The organism is Rossellomorea sp. NS-SX7 (assembly GCF_052828565.1).
On sequence record NZ_CM128249.1, the window covers coordinates 218,366 to 233,824 of the forward strand.

At 44.5% G+C, this 15,459-nt stretch carries 17 protein-coding genes; 9 read left to right on the top strand and 8 right to left on the bottom strand.

What is annotated here, in order from left to right; translation table 11 throughout:
• Window positions 1–450: 450 nt before the first annotated feature.
• Window positions 451–684 carry a hypothetical protein gene (locus ACUXV2_RS01000; protein WP_446245211.1) on the bottom strand — a complete coding sequence of 78 codons (234 nt, stop codon included), beginning with the start codon at window positions 682–684 and terminating at the stop codon, window positions 451–453.
• A 658-nt stretch (window positions 685–1,342) separates the two neighbouring features.
• Between ACUXV2_RS01000 and ACUXV2_RS01005 the strand changes: the two genes are divergently transcribed.
• Complete coding sequence (locus tag ACUXV2_RS01005; protein ID WP_446245212.1) at window positions 1,343–3,595, top strand: UvrD-helicase domain-containing protein; 2,253 nt, start codon at window positions 1,343–1,345, stop codon at window positions 3,593–3,595.
• 197 nt (window positions 3,596–3,792) lie between these two features.
• Here ACUXV2_RS01005 and ACUXV2_RS01010 read toward each other — a convergent pair whose 3' ends face one another.
• The 4 genes from ACUXV2_RS01010 to ACUXV2_RS01025 all read right to left on the bottom strand — a co-directional run bounded on the left by ACUXV2_RS01010 (window position 3,793) and on the right by ACUXV2_RS01025 (window position 7,500).
• Window positions 3,793–3,936: a hypothetical protein gene (locus tag ACUXV2_RS01010; protein WP_446245213.1), complete on the bottom strand. Its 144-nt coding sequence runs from the start codon at window positions 3,934–3,936 to the stop codon at window positions 3,793–3,795.
• A gap of 377 nt (window positions 3,937–4,313) precedes the next feature.
• Window positions 4,314–4,940: an arylformamidase gene (gene kynB / locus ACUXV2_RS01015; protein WP_446245214.1), complete on the bottom strand. Its 627-nt coding sequence runs from the start codon at window positions 4,938–4,940 to the stop codon at window positions 4,314–4,316.
• A gap of 12 nt (window positions 4,941–4,952) precedes the next feature.
• Entirely contained in the window at window positions 4,953–6,230 is a 1,278-nt protein-coding gene (kynU, locus tag ACUXV2_RS01020) for a kynureninase (protein WP_446245215.1), read from the bottom strand.
• A gap of 415 nt (window positions 6,231–6,645) precedes the next feature.
• A complete protein-coding gene (locus ACUXV2_RS01025; RefSeq protein WP_446245216.1) occupies window positions 6,646–7,500 on the bottom strand; it encodes a MurR/RpiR family transcriptional regulator in 855 nt (284 codons plus the stop codon).
• A 275-nt stretch (window positions 7,501–7,775) separates the two neighbouring features.
• Between ACUXV2_RS01025 and ACUXV2_RS01030 the strand changes: the two genes are divergently transcribed.
• From ACUXV2_RS01030 to ACUXV2_RS01055, 6 genes are all read left to right on the top strand, one after another.
• Window positions 7,776–9,119 (top strand): GntP family permease, encoded by a 1,344-nt coding sequence (locus ACUXV2_RS01030; protein WP_446245217.1) that lies wholly within the window; start codon window positions 7,776–7,778, stop codon window positions 9,117–9,119.
• Between the two features lie 151 nt (window positions 9,120–9,270).
• The gene (gntK, locus tag ACUXV2_RS01035) at window positions 9,271–10,788 is read left to right on the top strand and encodes a gluconokinase (protein ID WP_446246975.1); all 1,518 of its coding nucleotides are present in this window, start codon (window positions 9,271–9,273) and stop codon (window positions 10,786–10,788) included.
• A 397-nt stretch (window positions 10,789–11,185) separates the two neighbouring features.
• Window positions 11,186–11,905: a YebC/PmpR family DNA-binding transcriptional regulator gene (locus ACUXV2_RS01040; protein WP_446245218.1), complete on the top strand. Its 720-nt coding sequence runs from the start codon at window positions 11,186–11,188 to the stop codon at window positions 11,903–11,905.
• A 114-nt stretch (window positions 11,906–12,019) separates the two neighbouring features.
• On the top strand, window positions 12,020–12,232 hold the full coding sequence (locus tag ACUXV2_RS01045; protein WP_446245219.1) for a hypothetical protein: 213 nt from the start codon (window positions 12,020–12,022) through the stop codon (window positions 12,230–12,232).
• Between the two features lie 11 nt (window positions 12,233–12,243).
• Window positions 12,244–12,384, top strand: a complete 141-nt coding sequence (locus ACUXV2_RS01050) for a hypothetical protein (RefSeq protein WP_446245220.1) — start codon at window positions 12,244–12,246, stop codon at window positions 12,382–12,384.
• Window positions 12,385–12,404: 20 nt separating this feature from the next.
• On the top strand, window positions 12,405–12,599 hold the full coding sequence (locus ACUXV2_RS01055; protein ID WP_446245221.1) for a hypothetical protein: 195 nt from the start codon (window positions 12,405–12,407) through the stop codon (window positions 12,597–12,599).
• Window positions 12,600–12,642: 43 nt separating this feature from the next.
• On the opposite strand, the gene ACUXV2_RS01060 is transcribed toward ACUXV2_RS01055, so the two are convergent.
• The 3 genes from ACUXV2_RS01060 to ACUXV2_RS01070 form a co-directional block, all read right to left on the bottom strand.
• Window positions 12,643–13,479: an undecaprenyl-diphosphate phosphatase gene (locus ACUXV2_RS01060; protein WP_446245222.1), complete on the bottom strand. Its 837-nt coding sequence runs from the start codon at window positions 13,477–13,479 to the stop codon at window positions 12,643–12,645.
• A gap of 106 nt (window positions 13,480–13,585) precedes the next feature.
• Window positions 13,586–13,786 (bottom strand): hypothetical protein, encoded by a 201-nt coding sequence (locus ACUXV2_RS01065; RefSeq protein WP_446245223.1) that lies wholly within the window; start codon window positions 13,784–13,786, stop codon window positions 13,586–13,588.
• Window positions 13,787–13,895: 109 nt separating this feature from the next.
• Window positions 13,896–14,222: a hypothetical protein gene (locus ACUXV2_RS01070; protein ID WP_446245224.1), complete on the bottom strand. Its 327-nt coding sequence runs from the start codon at window positions 14,220–14,222 to the stop codon at window positions 13,896–13,898.
• A gap of 121 nt (window positions 14,223–14,343) precedes the next feature.
• On the opposite strand from ACUXV2_RS01070, the gene ACUXV2_RS01075 reads away from it, so the two are divergent.
• Both ACUXV2_RS01075 and ACUXV2_RS01080 read left to right on the top strand, forming a co-directional pair.
• Window positions 14,344–15,003, top strand: coding sequence for an oxidoreductase (locus ACUXV2_RS01075; RefSeq protein WP_446245225.1), 660 nt, complete (start codon window positions 14,344–14,346; stop codon window positions 15,001–15,003).
• A 15-nt stretch (window positions 15,004–15,018) separates the two neighbouring features.
• The gene (locus ACUXV2_RS01080; RefSeq protein WP_446245226.1) at window positions 15,019–15,447 is read left to right on the top strand and encodes a DUF1284 domain-containing protein; all 429 of its coding nucleotides are present in this window, start codon (window positions 15,019–15,021) and stop codon (window positions 15,445–15,447) included.
• The last annotated feature ends 12 nt before the right edge of the window (window positions 15,448–15,459 follow it).

Genomic DNA, 15,459 nt, shown 5'->3' on the forward strand with positions numbered 1-15,459 from the left:
TTACATTAATGGTGTTGCATGTTATTTAGTTTATTTTTTTCTTGCTCCTGTATCCCCACATGCCCACATGGTGCGAAGATAGTTTTCACGGGCTACCTTCTATATGCAACATGATCCTAGCATGCTTCGCTTACACTCTTCATTGGAATCATCTCCTGAAGTAAGATTTGCGCGTCCCCGCATATCCACACATCTTGAAATCAGTTTTCACGGGCCGATTTCAGTTGCAAGATGTGATGCTGACATGCTTTGCTTTCGCTACGTCATTGGAATCACGCCTTCCTTAAAGTTTGTGTAAATCTTTTGTTAAGTACATATTAACAAATTCCATTACTTATTCAAATCTTCAGAAAAGTCCATATATTCCGATATCGGATGATTTTTTATAGCATATAGGCGATTATCTTTCTTTTTCGCAGTCTATCTCATTTTTTGAAATCGTTTGTAACATTACATTTCTCTCCGTCTTAGATAATACTGTTCGTATCCGAGTTCACGGTTCACAAGCAGCTCCATTTCTTCCAAATGATGTGTCTCGACGACAGGATCAAGGGATGACCAGTGGACTTGATAAACAAAATAGAAGGTTCTGATTTTCCTGAGGATCACCAGTGAATGAGGGAAGAGGTCATATTCAGCCTTGATCGAGTTACGGCGGGTAAAGCCCCATTTTATTAGATTCACGTTTATCACCTATTGTTTAATTACCTTTATTTGCAATGTTTTAATCATGGAACAGAGAGTTGCATAGGCAATTCCTGTTCTTAAAATATTCTATTTATGTTGACTGGATTAAACACCGCTGTTGATTTCCGTGCAAGACTTCGCTTTCCGCGGGCGGCCGGTGAGCCTCCTCGTCGCTACGCTCCTGCGGGGTCTCACCTGTCTCGCTTTTCCCGCAGGAGTCTTCGTCTTGCACTCCAATCAACAGCTAGAACCGGTAAATATCAAAATCCAATAATTTGAAGGTGGAATGTGGAACTCGCCACCTCCGCATAATGAGAAAATCAACATTTTCATTTCAAATCAAAAAACTACGATTTAAACAAACGTTTGATTAACAGTCAGAATCCTTGCAGCAGCAGGCTGTAAAAAGTTAAACAGTTGTTTAACTGCAAACGCTCCAAATCAATGATTTCAGGAAAAAAGTTAAACAAACGTTTGATTAACTTCCAGAAACCTAATGATAACGGCATGTGGAGGATTTAAACAGTTGTTTAAAGGAATTGGCAGAAATTGATTTTCATCAGAATCGATTGCGGGATGCCGGGGACGCTTGTTATGATAGAAAGGTTATCTGAATCGGAAACGAACTTTTGCAATAGAGCAAGGAGAATGTGCGTTGAATAAAGTACAGACGAACTACTCGATTTATCCATTTGAGGCCGAGAAGACGGACATCCCCTCTGCCTCATTACATAAAGGACAGACTTCTAGGGAATTGGTTGCTTCAGAAGAGGCAGATGCATTCTTTTTCAGGAAAATAGAAGAGGCCGGCATTCATCTGAATGAAGCGCAAATCGCGGCGGTGCGTCATGGCGGCGGTCCGTGTCTGACCCTTGCAGGTGCAGGTACCGGGAAGACGACCGTCCTTGTATGCCGTGCCGGTTACTTGATGAAGGTGAAAAATATCCTCCCGCAAAATATTCTGCTCGTCACATTCACAAAAAAAGCAGCAGAGGAAATGAAGCAGCGCATCAACTCCCTGCCGGGTACGGAAGGAATGGGGAAGGGCGTCCAGGCGAGCACCTTTCATGCCTTGTTCCTTTATTTACTGCGTTCAAGGCAATACACGCAGGAAATCATCGGGAATGAACGCTACAAGCAAATCATCCTGAAGCAGCTTCAGCGGGAAATGAATATCTATGATCCTTATGATGCCGAGACATTACTTGCGAAGCTTTCACATTATAAATTAAATAAAATGAACCTAAAAGAAATGCCGCACTCATCAAAATCGGAGAAGGAAATCCGTGATATACTTATCCGTTATGAAGAATGGAAGCGCCGGAATCATAAAATGGACTTTGATGATATCCTGACAGAGGCATACGATTTACTGGATATGAATCCGAATCTATTGAAAAGTCTGCAGCACCGGTTTCAATACGTCATGGTGGATGAATTTCAAGATACGAATCTCATACAATATGAATTGATTAAAATGATTGCCGCCCATGGGAATCTATTCGTGGTCGGGGATGACGACCAGACGATTTATTCCTTCAACGGGGCCAGAAATGAGTTCATCCTTGATTTTGATCATGAATTTCAGGAAGCAAAGATCGTGACGCTGAAAGAAAACTATCGTTCCGACGCATATATCATTGGCCTGGGAAACGAGGTCATCGATCGAAATGTCCACAGGCGGAAAAAGAAATTGATTGCTACAAAGAAGGAAGAGAAGAAACCTCTATACTCAAGGCCGGCAACCGCTGACGAGGAAGCTGTCTGGATTACAGAAGAAATTGAGAGATTGATAGAACAAGGCCATTCCTATCGGGATATCACGATTCTGCATAGGACGATGAGCAGCGGCCGGGCCGTTTTTGAGCAACTGTTGATGAAAGAAATCCCTTTTCATCCTTACAATCAAAAGGATTCCCTTTTCTATGAAAATTGGACCGTCAAACCTGTTGTTGATTACTTGAGATTGTGCATCGTCCCACGGAATTTCGATGCAATCGGAAATATACTTCCGACCATGTTCATCAGAAGGGATCAGGGGATGGCCCATATTTTACAAGAGGATGGAAAGGTCAGAAAGAAGTATCCGCTCATCCATCTCACAACCATGAACGGACTGAAGCCTTTTCAGGTGAAAAACATTAAAACGCGGATGAAGTTCATCAAATCCCTTCAGGAGGAATCACCCGAAGCGGCCATCAAGAAAATCCGCAAAGAATTCTATCATCAGTACATTGATGCCCAGGAATCCCATGTCGTGACAGAGCAGAAGGAACTGATTAAAGAAATGCTGACGGAACTTGAAGGATCGGCGAAAAGGTTCGAAACGATTTCCAGCTTCATTAATTTCATAGATGAAATGAAAGCGAAATATGAAGATGTGTATCAGAATAAGAGCCGTGAGAGCGACAGTGTTTCCCTTATGACGATCCACCGTTCGAAAGGGCTGGAGTTTCCCGTCGTCTTCCTGATCGGGGCAATTGAAGGAAATCTTCCGCACAGCTCAGCCCTGAATGCCGGAAAGCTTGAGGACAAGATATACAAAGAGTCTGCCCACAAAGAGAACGGGGCCCTTGAAGAAGAAAGAAGACTTGCCTACGTTGCCATCACAAGGGCGAAGGAGAAGCTCTACATTTCTTCTCCAGCCTATTATCAGGGGGAAACGAGAAAGTGCTCCCGCTTTATCAGCGATTTATTCAGCAATGAACCTCATCAGGATGAGGTGAAGAGCGGAGGATCACGCGAAAAGCGGACCGGCAAGCTGCACCTGGTCAAAGCCTGGCTGTGCACAAGAGGGAGCTGCATTGCCTGGCAAAGGCGGGAGGCCGGTGAGACGGCTTCGGATGAAAAGAAATGTCCGATGTGCTCGAGTGTGATGGAGCTTGGTGAGAAAGAAGTATATGGATAGAAAGAAGTCCCTGCTTGATGGCAGGGGCTTTTTGTTAATTTCGGAAGAGTCATAGCGACCGGCTGAAGTTGAAAATAAAAGGGGTAAAGTTGAAAAAAATCCCCAAGCCTTTTAATTTGCGATTCATAAAGACGAATCATCTCCATAAAAAGACGTCCCCACCGGAAGAAAATTCACTTCCAATGAAAACGCCGCCTTTACTGTGAAAAATTATCATGATCCTTATGCGCATCGATTCGTTTTGAATCATTCGAGTCCAAAGCTTGTCTTAAGAAATAGATGAGGACGCCTAAAATCATGCCAAGGAACACAATGAATCCAATTGTCGTTAAAATACCCATTCATCTTCCTCCTTCCGCCTTACTAGTTATGACGAATTTTCCAGGAATTTAAACCTTATACGTTAAGTGTATGAACATTTTTTGAAATTTATATCTTTATGGGGTCAAATATGTGCAGTGGGATTGAAGAGGTGTATTTTTTCAGCTGTTTGTCTTGTGTACCAGGTACAAGGAGCAAGATTTGTACCTGGTACAAGTTAGGTGAAGTGTACCAGGTGCAGTGGAGGTTGAGAGGAGTATTAAAATACGGTTTCTGTGCCAGGCACAAAATGAAGGAATCGTGCCAGGCACAAAACAGTCGAATTGTGCCTGGCACCCCGAGGTTCGAAGCCAACAAAAAAGAAGCAGCTCCACAAGCTGCTTCCAACCAACGATCATTATGCTTTTCGGTCAATTAAAACCGCACGCACCGGAGAGCCGTCTGCTTCTTTAAGAGGAAGCGGCATGGCGTACAGTTCGTAATAACCGGGTTCCACGTCTGTTAATACGATGCCCTCCAGGATCAGGATATCATTTTCTGTCAGCGCGTGATGGGCTTCCATTTCCTTGCTGTCCAATTTATCCACTGAAGGGAGGTCGACTCCGATAAGGTGGATGCCATTCTCTTTTAAAAAAGGAGCCAGTTCCGGCCGGATCGGAGGGATTGATTCAGGGAATGCCTGAAGATCCTTCCACGCTTCTGTCTTAATAAGTACCTTTTTTACAGAAGACAGGTCAATGTCAGCAAGATGTTCTGGACCGATGCTCTCGGCACCTTCAGCTGATACGACCACGGCCGGTCCGATATAACGGTCCAGCGGCAAATCCAATATTCGTTTTCCGTCATTTTTAAAATGAAACGGGGCATCCACATGGGTTCCCGTATGGGCGCTTAGATTCAGCTGTCCGACATTGACGGATCCGGTTTCTTCCATGGACCAATTCAGTGAAAAAGAAAAAGGGGTGTCACCCGGCCAGACTGGTGTGCCGTCATGAAGCGGCTGTGAAATATCTATGATTTTCATTTGGATCCTCCTTTAAGCTACAACGTTACGGACGTTTTCGAATTGTTTATATTCTTCATTCTCCATGATTTCCTTCAAAATCTGGACGGTATTCCATACGTCTTCATAGGACGAATACAGGGCAACCGGAGCCAGACGGATATTGTTCGGCGCACGGAAGTCAGGTGTCACTTTTTTCGCCTTTAGGGCTTTACAAATCCTTGCTGCTTCTTCGTGCTTGAGGCTTACGTGGCCGCCCCGGCGTTCATCTTCAAGTGGATTGCAAATGGTGAACCCGCAGCCGGAGAGCTCCTGATTCAACAGATCCATCATGAATCTTGTCAGCGAGAGGGATTTCTTCCGGAGTTCCCCGATTCCTGCCTCTTCAAATAATTCAAGGGAACCGAGTAACGGGGCACTGCTCAGAATATGGGGCGTCCCGATCTGGAAAGCACCCGCATATTCTGCTGGGGTGAGCACATGCTCCATATCGAATTGCTTGTCTTTCCGTGATCCGAACCAACCGGACAAGCCTGGTTTCTTCCCAAAATGCCTTTCATGGACAAATAATCCACCGACACCGCCGGGACCGCTGTTTAAGTATTTGTAGTTACACCAGACGGCAAAATCCACTCCGTCTTCATGAAGGTTGTGGGGGAGGGCCCCGATCGAATGGGCAAGGTCGAACCCAATGACAATCCCCCGTTTATGGGCTTCCTCCGTCAACCGTTTCATATCCAGCAGCTGACCGCTGCGGTATAAGACAGAAGGAAGGAGGATCAGTGCGATATCATCCTTCATGGCATCGATGATATCTTCTTCCAGCAATGTATATCCGTCACGGCTTTTGACCTGCACAAGATGCTCTTCATGATCGTACCCCTTTAATTCCAACTGGCTTTGGATCGCATAGATGTCTGAAGGGAAAGTCAATTCATCAGCGAGGATTTTTGTCCTGTTATCCTGAGGCTGATAAAATGTCGCGATCAGCTGATGCAGGTTGGTCGTGATCGAGCCCGTCACAATGACTTCCTCTTTTTTGGCACCTACTAAAGGGGCGGTCTTCCCGCCCAGTTTTTCAGAATAATAGAACCAGGGCTCCACACCATCCATCCAGCCGTCGATTCCATGTTCCTTCCAGTCTTCCAGCGATGTATGAAGCGCTTTCTCGGCACGTTTCGATAATAATCCGAGAGAGTTTCCGTCCATATAATAATGTCCGTCTTTTATGTAAAATTCATCTTTGAAACGAGCGAGGGTGTCGCTCTTATCAAGTTCTTTTGCATGCTTGAGTGTAAGATTCTGAGACATTTTTTTGATCCCGCCTTTAATAGATTTATATTTATATAAATGATAATCCAAATGATCTGAATAGTAAAACATTTCAAGGGTTAATAGAACCTGGAAGGTCAGTTGATTGAATTAATAGGTTGGTTGAAGGAATTAAGTGATTATTTGACGGAATTAATCTGTTTTCTGATGGAATTAATGAATTTTTCGATGGAATTATTAAATTTTTTGCTTGAATGAATAGAGTAGTGGGGGTGAAACCTGAGGGTTATCAATCAGGCGCCCTGGTTTTCGAACAAGACTCGATGTTTAATGACTCAACCTCAAAAATCAACGGCCATAATCCAAATGGCGCAGCCCATAATCCAAATGATTCAGCCCAATATCCCCTTCTCAAGAAAAAAAGCGCGGACCATAATCGGTCACGCGCCTCTGCTTAAATCCTTTTCACCGAAATCGCACTCCGCATCTTCTTCAATGCTTCCTGTCCGGTCGCTTCCCGCCTCATCATGATAGCCACATAAAGCGTATCAATCAGTGTCAGTTGGGCAATCCGGGAGGAAAGTGCTTCTGAACGGTAGTCTGTTTCCTCTGACACCGTATATAAGGGGATTTCGACTCCCTGGCTTAATGGAGATTTAGCGAAGTTAGTGATACAAATGGTCTTCGCTCCCGTTTCCTTCACGACATCAAGGACTTGCAGGATATCTTTCGTGGATCCGCTGTGGGAAATGAAGACTGCGCAATCCTTTTCGGTCATCTGTGAAGCGGTCATCAGCTGGATGTGGCTGTCAGAAGTCGCCCGGACCCGAAGTCCTGTGCGGATTAGTTTATGGTACGCATCAAGTGCAATCACACCTGAGCCGCCGCTGCCGAAGAATTCGATTGATTCGGCTCCCGTTAGCGCATCCACGGCCTCCTGGAGTTTATTTTCATCAACGACCATCAGTGTGTCCTCGATTGTTTTGATGTTGGAGCGGAATACTTTGGATGCAATCGTTTGAGGAGTATCTCCTTCATCGACTCGTTCATGAATGTCTTTCAGTCCTGTGACGATTTCAGAAGCAAGTGCTATTTTCATCGCCTGATAGCCTTTGAAGCCGATTCGCTTGCAGAAACGGAAGACAGTTGAATCCGCTACACCTAAATCTTCGGCCAGGCCATTAATGGTGGAATGAATGATGTGAGTGGGGTCTTCGAGTATATAATCGGCAATTTTTCTTTCCGTCTCACTAAACTGTGGATAATGAGAGCGGATGCTTGCCAGACAATGCTGATGTTCTTTCATCATTGGCAACACTCCTGTAAGGGTTTTCATGATTTAATTATACTAAAATAAAAGAAAAAGAAAAATATTTTTTGTAAACGGTTGCAAAAAGAAAAATATTTTTTATAATAGAGATATCAAGAAAAAATAATTTTTCCGACTGGGCACGTTTTCGAAAAATATTTTCCAAGGATGATAACTTCAGAGTGTCCTATACATAAGGGTTTAATGTAAACGCTTAAATGGTATTGGCCGGAATAAGGAAATTGTAGATTCACAAAAGAAGGGTAGGGGTCAACATGTCAGATCAAATGCTGATATTGGTTGCGTTAGCAGGAATTTTTCTTCTATTATTTTTAGTCATTAAAACAAAGCTTCATGCCTTTGTTGCGCTGCTCCTCGTAAGTTTAATCGTAGGGATTGCAGCTGGAATGCCGCTTGGCGAGGTTGTCACCTCGATTCAGAGCGGTATGGGAGGTACGCTCGGATTCGTCGCCGTCGTCGTTGGTTTAGGTGCGATGTTCGGAAGGATGCTCGAAGTATCAGGAGGGGCGGAACGTCTCGCCCAGACACTGATCAACAAGTTTGGGGAAGATAAAGCACAGTGGTCTCTCGGTATCACAGGATTCCTGGTTGCGATCCCTGTATTCTTCGATGTTGGGTTCATCATTCTTGTACCGATTGTTTATGGTCTGGCAAAGAAAACAGGAAAGTCATTACTATACTATGGTATTCCACTGCTCGCGGGGCTTGCTGTCACACATAGTTTCATCCCGCCGACGCCAGGGCCGATTGCGGTAGCTGACCTGATCGGGGCCGATCTTGGCTGGGTCATTCTATTCGGTGTGATTGCCGGTATTCCGTCCATGATCATCGCCGGACCGCTTTTTGCAAAATATATTTCGAAAAAGATTCATGCCGTTGTGCCTGAATATATGCAAGTCGAAGAAATCGAATATGATAAGGAACTTCCAAGCTTCGGTCTTATTGCATCATTGATTTCGATTCCATTGGTATTAATATTATTGAATACGCTGTCAGGCGTTCTATTAGAAGAAGGAAATACACTTCGTTCAGTCTTGACGTTCCTTGGTCATCCATTTGTAGCCTTGACGATTGCGACATTGCTTACATTCGTTCTCCTTGGAACGAAGCGCGGATACACGAGGGAAGAGGTACAGGAAATTGCAACAAAAGCGCTTGAACCTGCAGGGATCATCATCCTCGTAACAGGTGCCGGGGGAGTTTTCAAGCAAGTATTGATCGACTCTGGCGTTGGTGAAGTCCTGGGTGAAATGATGGCGGGATCAAGCCTTCCTCCGATCGCCCTGGCATTCTTGATTGCAATGGTGGTGCGTGTCGCGCAAGGGTCTGCGACCGTGTCGATGGTCACAGCAGCAGGCCTTATGAGTCCGTTGATTTCAACATTGGGTCTTGAGGGTCCTGTACTCGGGCTGATGGTTATCGCGATTGCATCCGGTGCAACTGTATTCTCACATGTGAATGACAGTGGATTCTGGCTGGTGAACCGTTACTTCGGTTTGGATGTTAAAGATACACTGAAATCATGGACGATGATGGAAACGATCATCGGATTTGTCGGATTCGCCGTGGCGTTTATCCTGGGTATTTTTATAGCATAAAGGATTCATACTACATGATAGGGAAAGGAAGGGCAGTGATGCTTCTTCCTTTTCTCTATTTCATATCATAACGGATGACTTTTACTCATCCCCGTTTTATACTTGTCGAAGCAATGATTGTCTCTATTTAGGAGGAATGAACATGTCACATATGATAGGCGTAGATATAGGAACAACCAGTACGAAAGCGGTACTTTACAATGAAAAAGGAGAAGCCATCTGCCGTCACGGAGTGGAATATCCCTTACATACACCTGCACCGGGAACGGCAGAGCAGGACCCGGAAGAAATTTTCCGTGCGGTCATAAAAGCGATTAAGGAAGTGACGCTGCAAACGAACGAAAAGATTTCGTTTGTCTCTTTCAGTTCAGCGATGCACAGCTTGATCCTGGTCGATGAGAATGACCAGCCGCTCACTGGGTCGATTACGTGGGCTGATAACCGGAGTGCGGATTGGGCTGTCAAAATCAAGAAGGAATACAATGGTTTGGAGATTTACCGCAGAACCGGGACGCCGATCCATCCGATGTCTCCGCTGGTGAAGTTGGCCTGGCTGCATGCGGAGCATAACGAGTTATTTTCAAAGGCAGCTAAATTTATTTCTATAAAAGAATTTGTATTTCACCGTCTATTCGGCGAATATGTGATCGATTATTCCATTGCTTCGGCAACCGGGATGTTCAACCTGGAAAACCTGGATTGGGATGGAGAAGCATTGAAAGTGGCAGGTGTAAATCCTGGCCAATTATCAAAACCGGTTTCAACGACGGAAAGATTGACCGGCTTGAAGGAAGAATATACCGAAATGCTGGGTCTCTCAGCGGATACTCCTTTTGTGGTCGGTGCAAGTGACGGTGTCCTGTCAAACCTCGGTGTAAATGCGATTGAACCAGGGGTCGTTGCAGTGACCATCGGAACAAGCGGAGCCATCCGCGCCGTTACCGACAGACCCGTGACAGATCCCAAAGGGCGCATCTTCTGCTATGCGTTGACCGATAAGCATTGGGTCATCGGCGGTCCGGTGAATAACGGTGGAATGATCTTCAGGTGGGTGCGAGACGAGCTTGCCTCGGCTGAAGTGGAAGTCGCGAAACGATTAGGGAAAGATCCCTATGAAGTGCTGACTGACATTGCTGAAAAAGTCGAGCCCGGATCGGAAGGATTGATTTTCCACCCTTATATGGCAGGGGAAAGAGCGCCCCTGTGGAATGCAAAAGCGCGCGGATCGTTTTTCGGTCTCGGCATGCATCATAAAAAAGAGCATATGATCCGTGCGGTCCTGGAAGGGATCGTCATGAATCTATACAGTGTCCTGCTCGCTTTGGAAGAACTGATCGGTTCACCGACCCGCATACAGGCAACAGGGGGCTTTGCCCGTTCGGAGCTTTGGCGCCAGATGCTTGCGGATATATTCGATCAGGAAGTCGAAGTCCCTGAGAGTTTTGAAAGCTCATGTCTTGGAGCAGTTGTGCTAGGAATGTATGGACAAGGTACCTTGAATTCACTGGAAGAGGTGAAAACGATGGTCGGCTCCGTCCACTCCCATCAGCCTGATGAAAAAGCGACAGCAGCTTACCGCAGATTGATGCCGATCTTTATTCGTCTTCCGAGGCTGTTGGAAAGTGAGTATGAAGAAATCAGTGCATATCAGGAAGAAAGCCGGCCGTAGAGCCGGTTTTTCTTTTGGAAGTGAGGAGCTTTAGTTAGAAGGCATAATTATAATAATTTCTAGAAGATTATATATATTTACAGATATGATCATAAATTGACATTTAGGACCATATTTCCTGGGAAAAGATCATAAATCGACAGATCATACATTCACAAAACAGATCATTGAGATGTACTATTTGGATGCAGCGGTGCTTGTTTTGCCATCCGTAAGCTGATTTCCAAACCTTTTGTATACTTTCCCCAGGGAAAAAGAGCTTATTAAAAAAACATGATCCTTAATGAAGCAGTGGTTCCGATGCATAGCCAACTTTCGCCCTTTTCATGTATAATGAAATGGACAACCAACACGAAACAAGTGATTAATTTTATACACTGAAAGAGAGTGAAACAAAATGGGACGTAAGTGGAACAACATTAAAGAAAAGAAAGCGTCTAAAGATGCGAATACGAGTCGTATTTATGCGAAATTCGGACGTGAAATCTATGTGGCTGCAAAATCTGGGGAACCCGATCCCGACTTGAATCAGAACTTGAAATTTGTATTGGAACGTGCAAAAACATATAGCGTTCCGAAACATATCATCGACCGTGCCATTGAAAAGGCAAAAGGCGGATCAGAAGAAAATTATGATGAACTGCGATACGAAGGCTTCGGTCCGAATGGATCAATGGTCATCGTCGATGCTCTGACAAACAACGTAAACCGTACAGCATCGGAAGTACGTGCAGCTTTCGGAAAAAATGGCGGGAACATGGGTGTCAGCGGATCGGTTGCATATATGTTTGATGCAACAGCTGTTATCGGTGTTGAAGGGAAATCTGAAGAAGAAGTCCTTGAAATCCTAATGGAAGCAGATGTAGATGCACGTGATATCTTGGAAGAAGATGAAGCAGTCATCGTCTATGCCGAGCCGGATCAATTCCATGCCGTGCAGGAAGCATTTAAAAGTGCCGGTGTAGAAGAGTTTACAGTTGCTGAACTGACAATGCTTGCCCAAAATGACGTGGAGCTTCCTGAAGATTCACAAGCACAATTCGAAAAAATGATCGATGCCATTGAAGACCTGGAAGATGTACAGCAGGTTTATCATAATGTTGATTTAGGCGAGTAATGTACGGCCTATACTCAAAAAGCGTATTCCTTAAGAGGGATACGCTTTTTTGTGTCTATGTAAAAGGAATGATTTTAAAAAGACAAGTCATACTAAATAATGGAGGTGGTACAGGTGGATAGAGAGAAGAAAACCCCTGAGCTTAACGTCAATACCGCACTGAATCCTGAAATCACGATGCAGAATGTGAAAGATAATGAGCTGTATACATCGGTTGAAATGAATGAGAATGCCCATGGAGAGTCCGTAGGTGAGCTTCGGGCAGTGGAAGAAGGAAACGAGTATTTTGCCGCCAAAGAAATCGGGCAGCAAATCGAAAACGGATAAGGAGGAACGACATGGACAACAAAGAATATGGAGTCGCTCAATTGTCAGAAGATACGCTTGGCAAGCTGCAGCATATTGAAAACGAGCTTCGTCAGGAGACGCATGAAGAAATCATCCTGATTGCGTATAAGAAAGACGAAACAGCACACTAAAATAGAGGAGGGCGACCGTAATGGAAAAAGGCAAGAAAGAACTTCCGGATTTTAAACAGCTTGATGACCGGATCATTGCAGAACCGCCTCAAGGTCCTTTTTTTGAAATGAAAACAAACCTGGATACCCAGGAATCAACTGACAATCCTTACATTTCATCAGAAACAAGCAATGAGGAAATGGAAAAGATCAAGCGTTTTTTTGAGGAAGAATAGAAAGAGGCCGATTCTGCAGAATCGGCCTCTTTTACGGTTTTGATCAGTAATATAGTACGTAAATCACCAGGACTAAAACGATCCTGTAAATAGCAAAAGGGATCAATTTTACTTTGTTGATCAGTTTCAGGAAGAACTTGATGGATACGAGCGCAAAGATGAACGCGCTGACGAATCCTGCTGCCATAAAAGGAAGAGCATCCACCGTGAAGTACTGCCAGTTTTTTGCAAGGGACAGCGCGCTTGCACCCAGCATGATTGGAACGGCCATGATGAACGTAAAGTCTGCGGCAGTCCGGTGACTCATACCTAGCAGTACCCCGCCTGATATCGTTGAACCGGAGCGGGAAAAACCGGGCCACAGAGCCAGGCATTGAATGAGACCGACAATTAAAGCCTGTTTATGGGTGATGCCATCTACCGATTCGATTATCGGTCCTTTCTTCTTTGAGCTGATGATATCGGCAATGATCATGAAGACAGCCCCTATGAAAAGACCGATCAATACCGTGTTAATTGAAAACAAGTTATCGTCGATGTAATCCTCGAATAATACTCCCAGTACACCGGCTGGAAGCAGCCCGACAATTACGTGTGAGAGTTTTAGCTTATGCCGGGACGATTTCCCTGATGATCTCCAGGATTCTATGTCCAGCATGTCGATGAATCGGTCCCTGAAAATTACCACAACGGCTAATATTGAACCAAGCTGTATGACTACCTTGAAGGTATTGGCCGGGTACTTGCCTAGAAATTCTTTGGACTGCAGCCACAAATCGTCCACGATGATCATGTGGCCTGTCGATGAAATTGGTGCGAACTCTGTCAAGCCTTCGACCAGGCCTAAAATGATTGCTTTTAATATTGTTAAAATATCCATAGTTGTCTCCCTTGATTTTTAACTATCTATAAAATGATGTATCCCGTTAACGGCCTTCGATGCTTTACCTGAATAAAAGCCCGTCCCTCGGTACGTTAATGCGGTATTAGGATGATTTAATGCTAAAGATTTCGGCGATTTTATCCCAGTTCATCAGCTGAGGCCATGGGACATCGGGAAAAACTGAACCAAGGCTTTGTCCTGCTGCAATGGAGGATAGATATATCACTCCCAGGAAGGCGGTCAATCCGGCTAAACAGGTGATAAAGCAAATGAGGGACTCTTTTTCATAACTGTTTTCTCTCAATGGAATTCTCTCCTATACTCGCGTATTTAGTTTTTTGGTGAAAACGAGCAAACCAAATAAAACTTCAGGATTCGCTGAAGTTAACACTGGTTTTATTTGAGTACGGGAGTCAGAGTGAGAGGTAGTTCGAGCAGTGCATGACCATATGAATGAATCCACCGGAATCCGGTGATATGTCCATGGCAAAGAAGTTCACGTAAGATGGTGAAGTGAGAAGGGCTTGTTTGAAGGTTGCGGAAGACTTCCGCGGCAATAGAATGTCAGGAAGCTGCGGAAGAGATGAAACGGAAGACAGGATCACATCCACTCCCGAAATGTAGGAGCTGACAGAAATACTCTGCTCATCATCTGTAATCAATACATATCGGTCTGTATCCTGAATAGGATTGAAAAACAAGACCGAGCTCAGCAGGAATAATAAAGCAAAGTTCTTCACGATCATACCTCCTTTTCAAACAAGACTAAATTTTATTATATCTTCTTTTCACAACGTGTCTAGAAAATCTTTCGGCATTCTCTTAGAATGGAATAAACATACAAAGAAAGAAGGAAAAGAGATGGAAAAGGAAAGAGTAGCGGTACTCGCAGGGGCGACAGGTCTGGTAGGTTCCCATCTATTGCAATTACTGATAAAAAGTCCACGATACAAAAAAGTCATTTCCTTCGTTCGTACAAGCAGCGGCATTCACCATGAGAAACTCGATGAACGAGTCATTTCTTTCGATACTATGAAACTTCTTCCTCATGAAGAAGTCGATGACGTATTCTGCTGTCTCGGAACCACGATCAAAAAAGCGGGAACAAAGGAAAATTTTAAAAGGGTGGATTTCTATTACCCCTTAGAACTTGCCAAGGTATGCAAAGGACATGGTGCAGAACAATATCTGGTGATATCCGCGATAGGGGCAAGTGAGGACTCGCGCTTCTTTTACAGCAGGGTAAAAGGGGAAGTGGAACAAGAACTGAAAAAATTACATTTTAAACGTCTTCATATCTTTCGTCCGTCCCTGCTTGTCGGAGACCGAAAAGAGTTCCGCCTGGGTGAAAAAACGGGTGAAATTTTCTCACGGATGATTCGTCCCGTGATGATCGGAAAATGGAGGAAATACCGCAGTATCTCAGCTGAGCAGGTAGCTTTTGGGATGTACACATCAGCGCAGAGTTTCCCGGACGGGACTGTCAACATATATGAATCGGATGAGATCCAACGGTTATAAGGAGGGGCATGGAGCGTGAAAAAAATATTACGGGGCCACCATCTTTTATGCACTCACGGTTTCAAGGGGATGGGATACAGCCCGGAGTTCGTCGAGGTTATGACTGAGATTGTGGAGGATATCCGGAACGAAGAAGCGGATTTTCCCATTCAGGTTGTACAAGGGTTTGATTATGCATGTCAGGCATGTCCTCACAGGGGAAAGACAGAATGTATCAAAAGTCCGGATTCAAATGAACATGTTCTTTCAATGGATGGAAAAGTGATCAGCCACTTGGGATTAAGTCCCGGAGAGACATATATGAAATCCGATCTGGTACAGCGAACAGCTGAAAATGTGAGTCCTGAGGATTTGGAATATTTGTGTGAAGGTTGTTCGTGGCTTGAATACGGAGTTTGCAAAAATGGGATTCAGGAGTTGAGAGAGAAGCATCTCTTGAAGTAATAAAAAACGAGT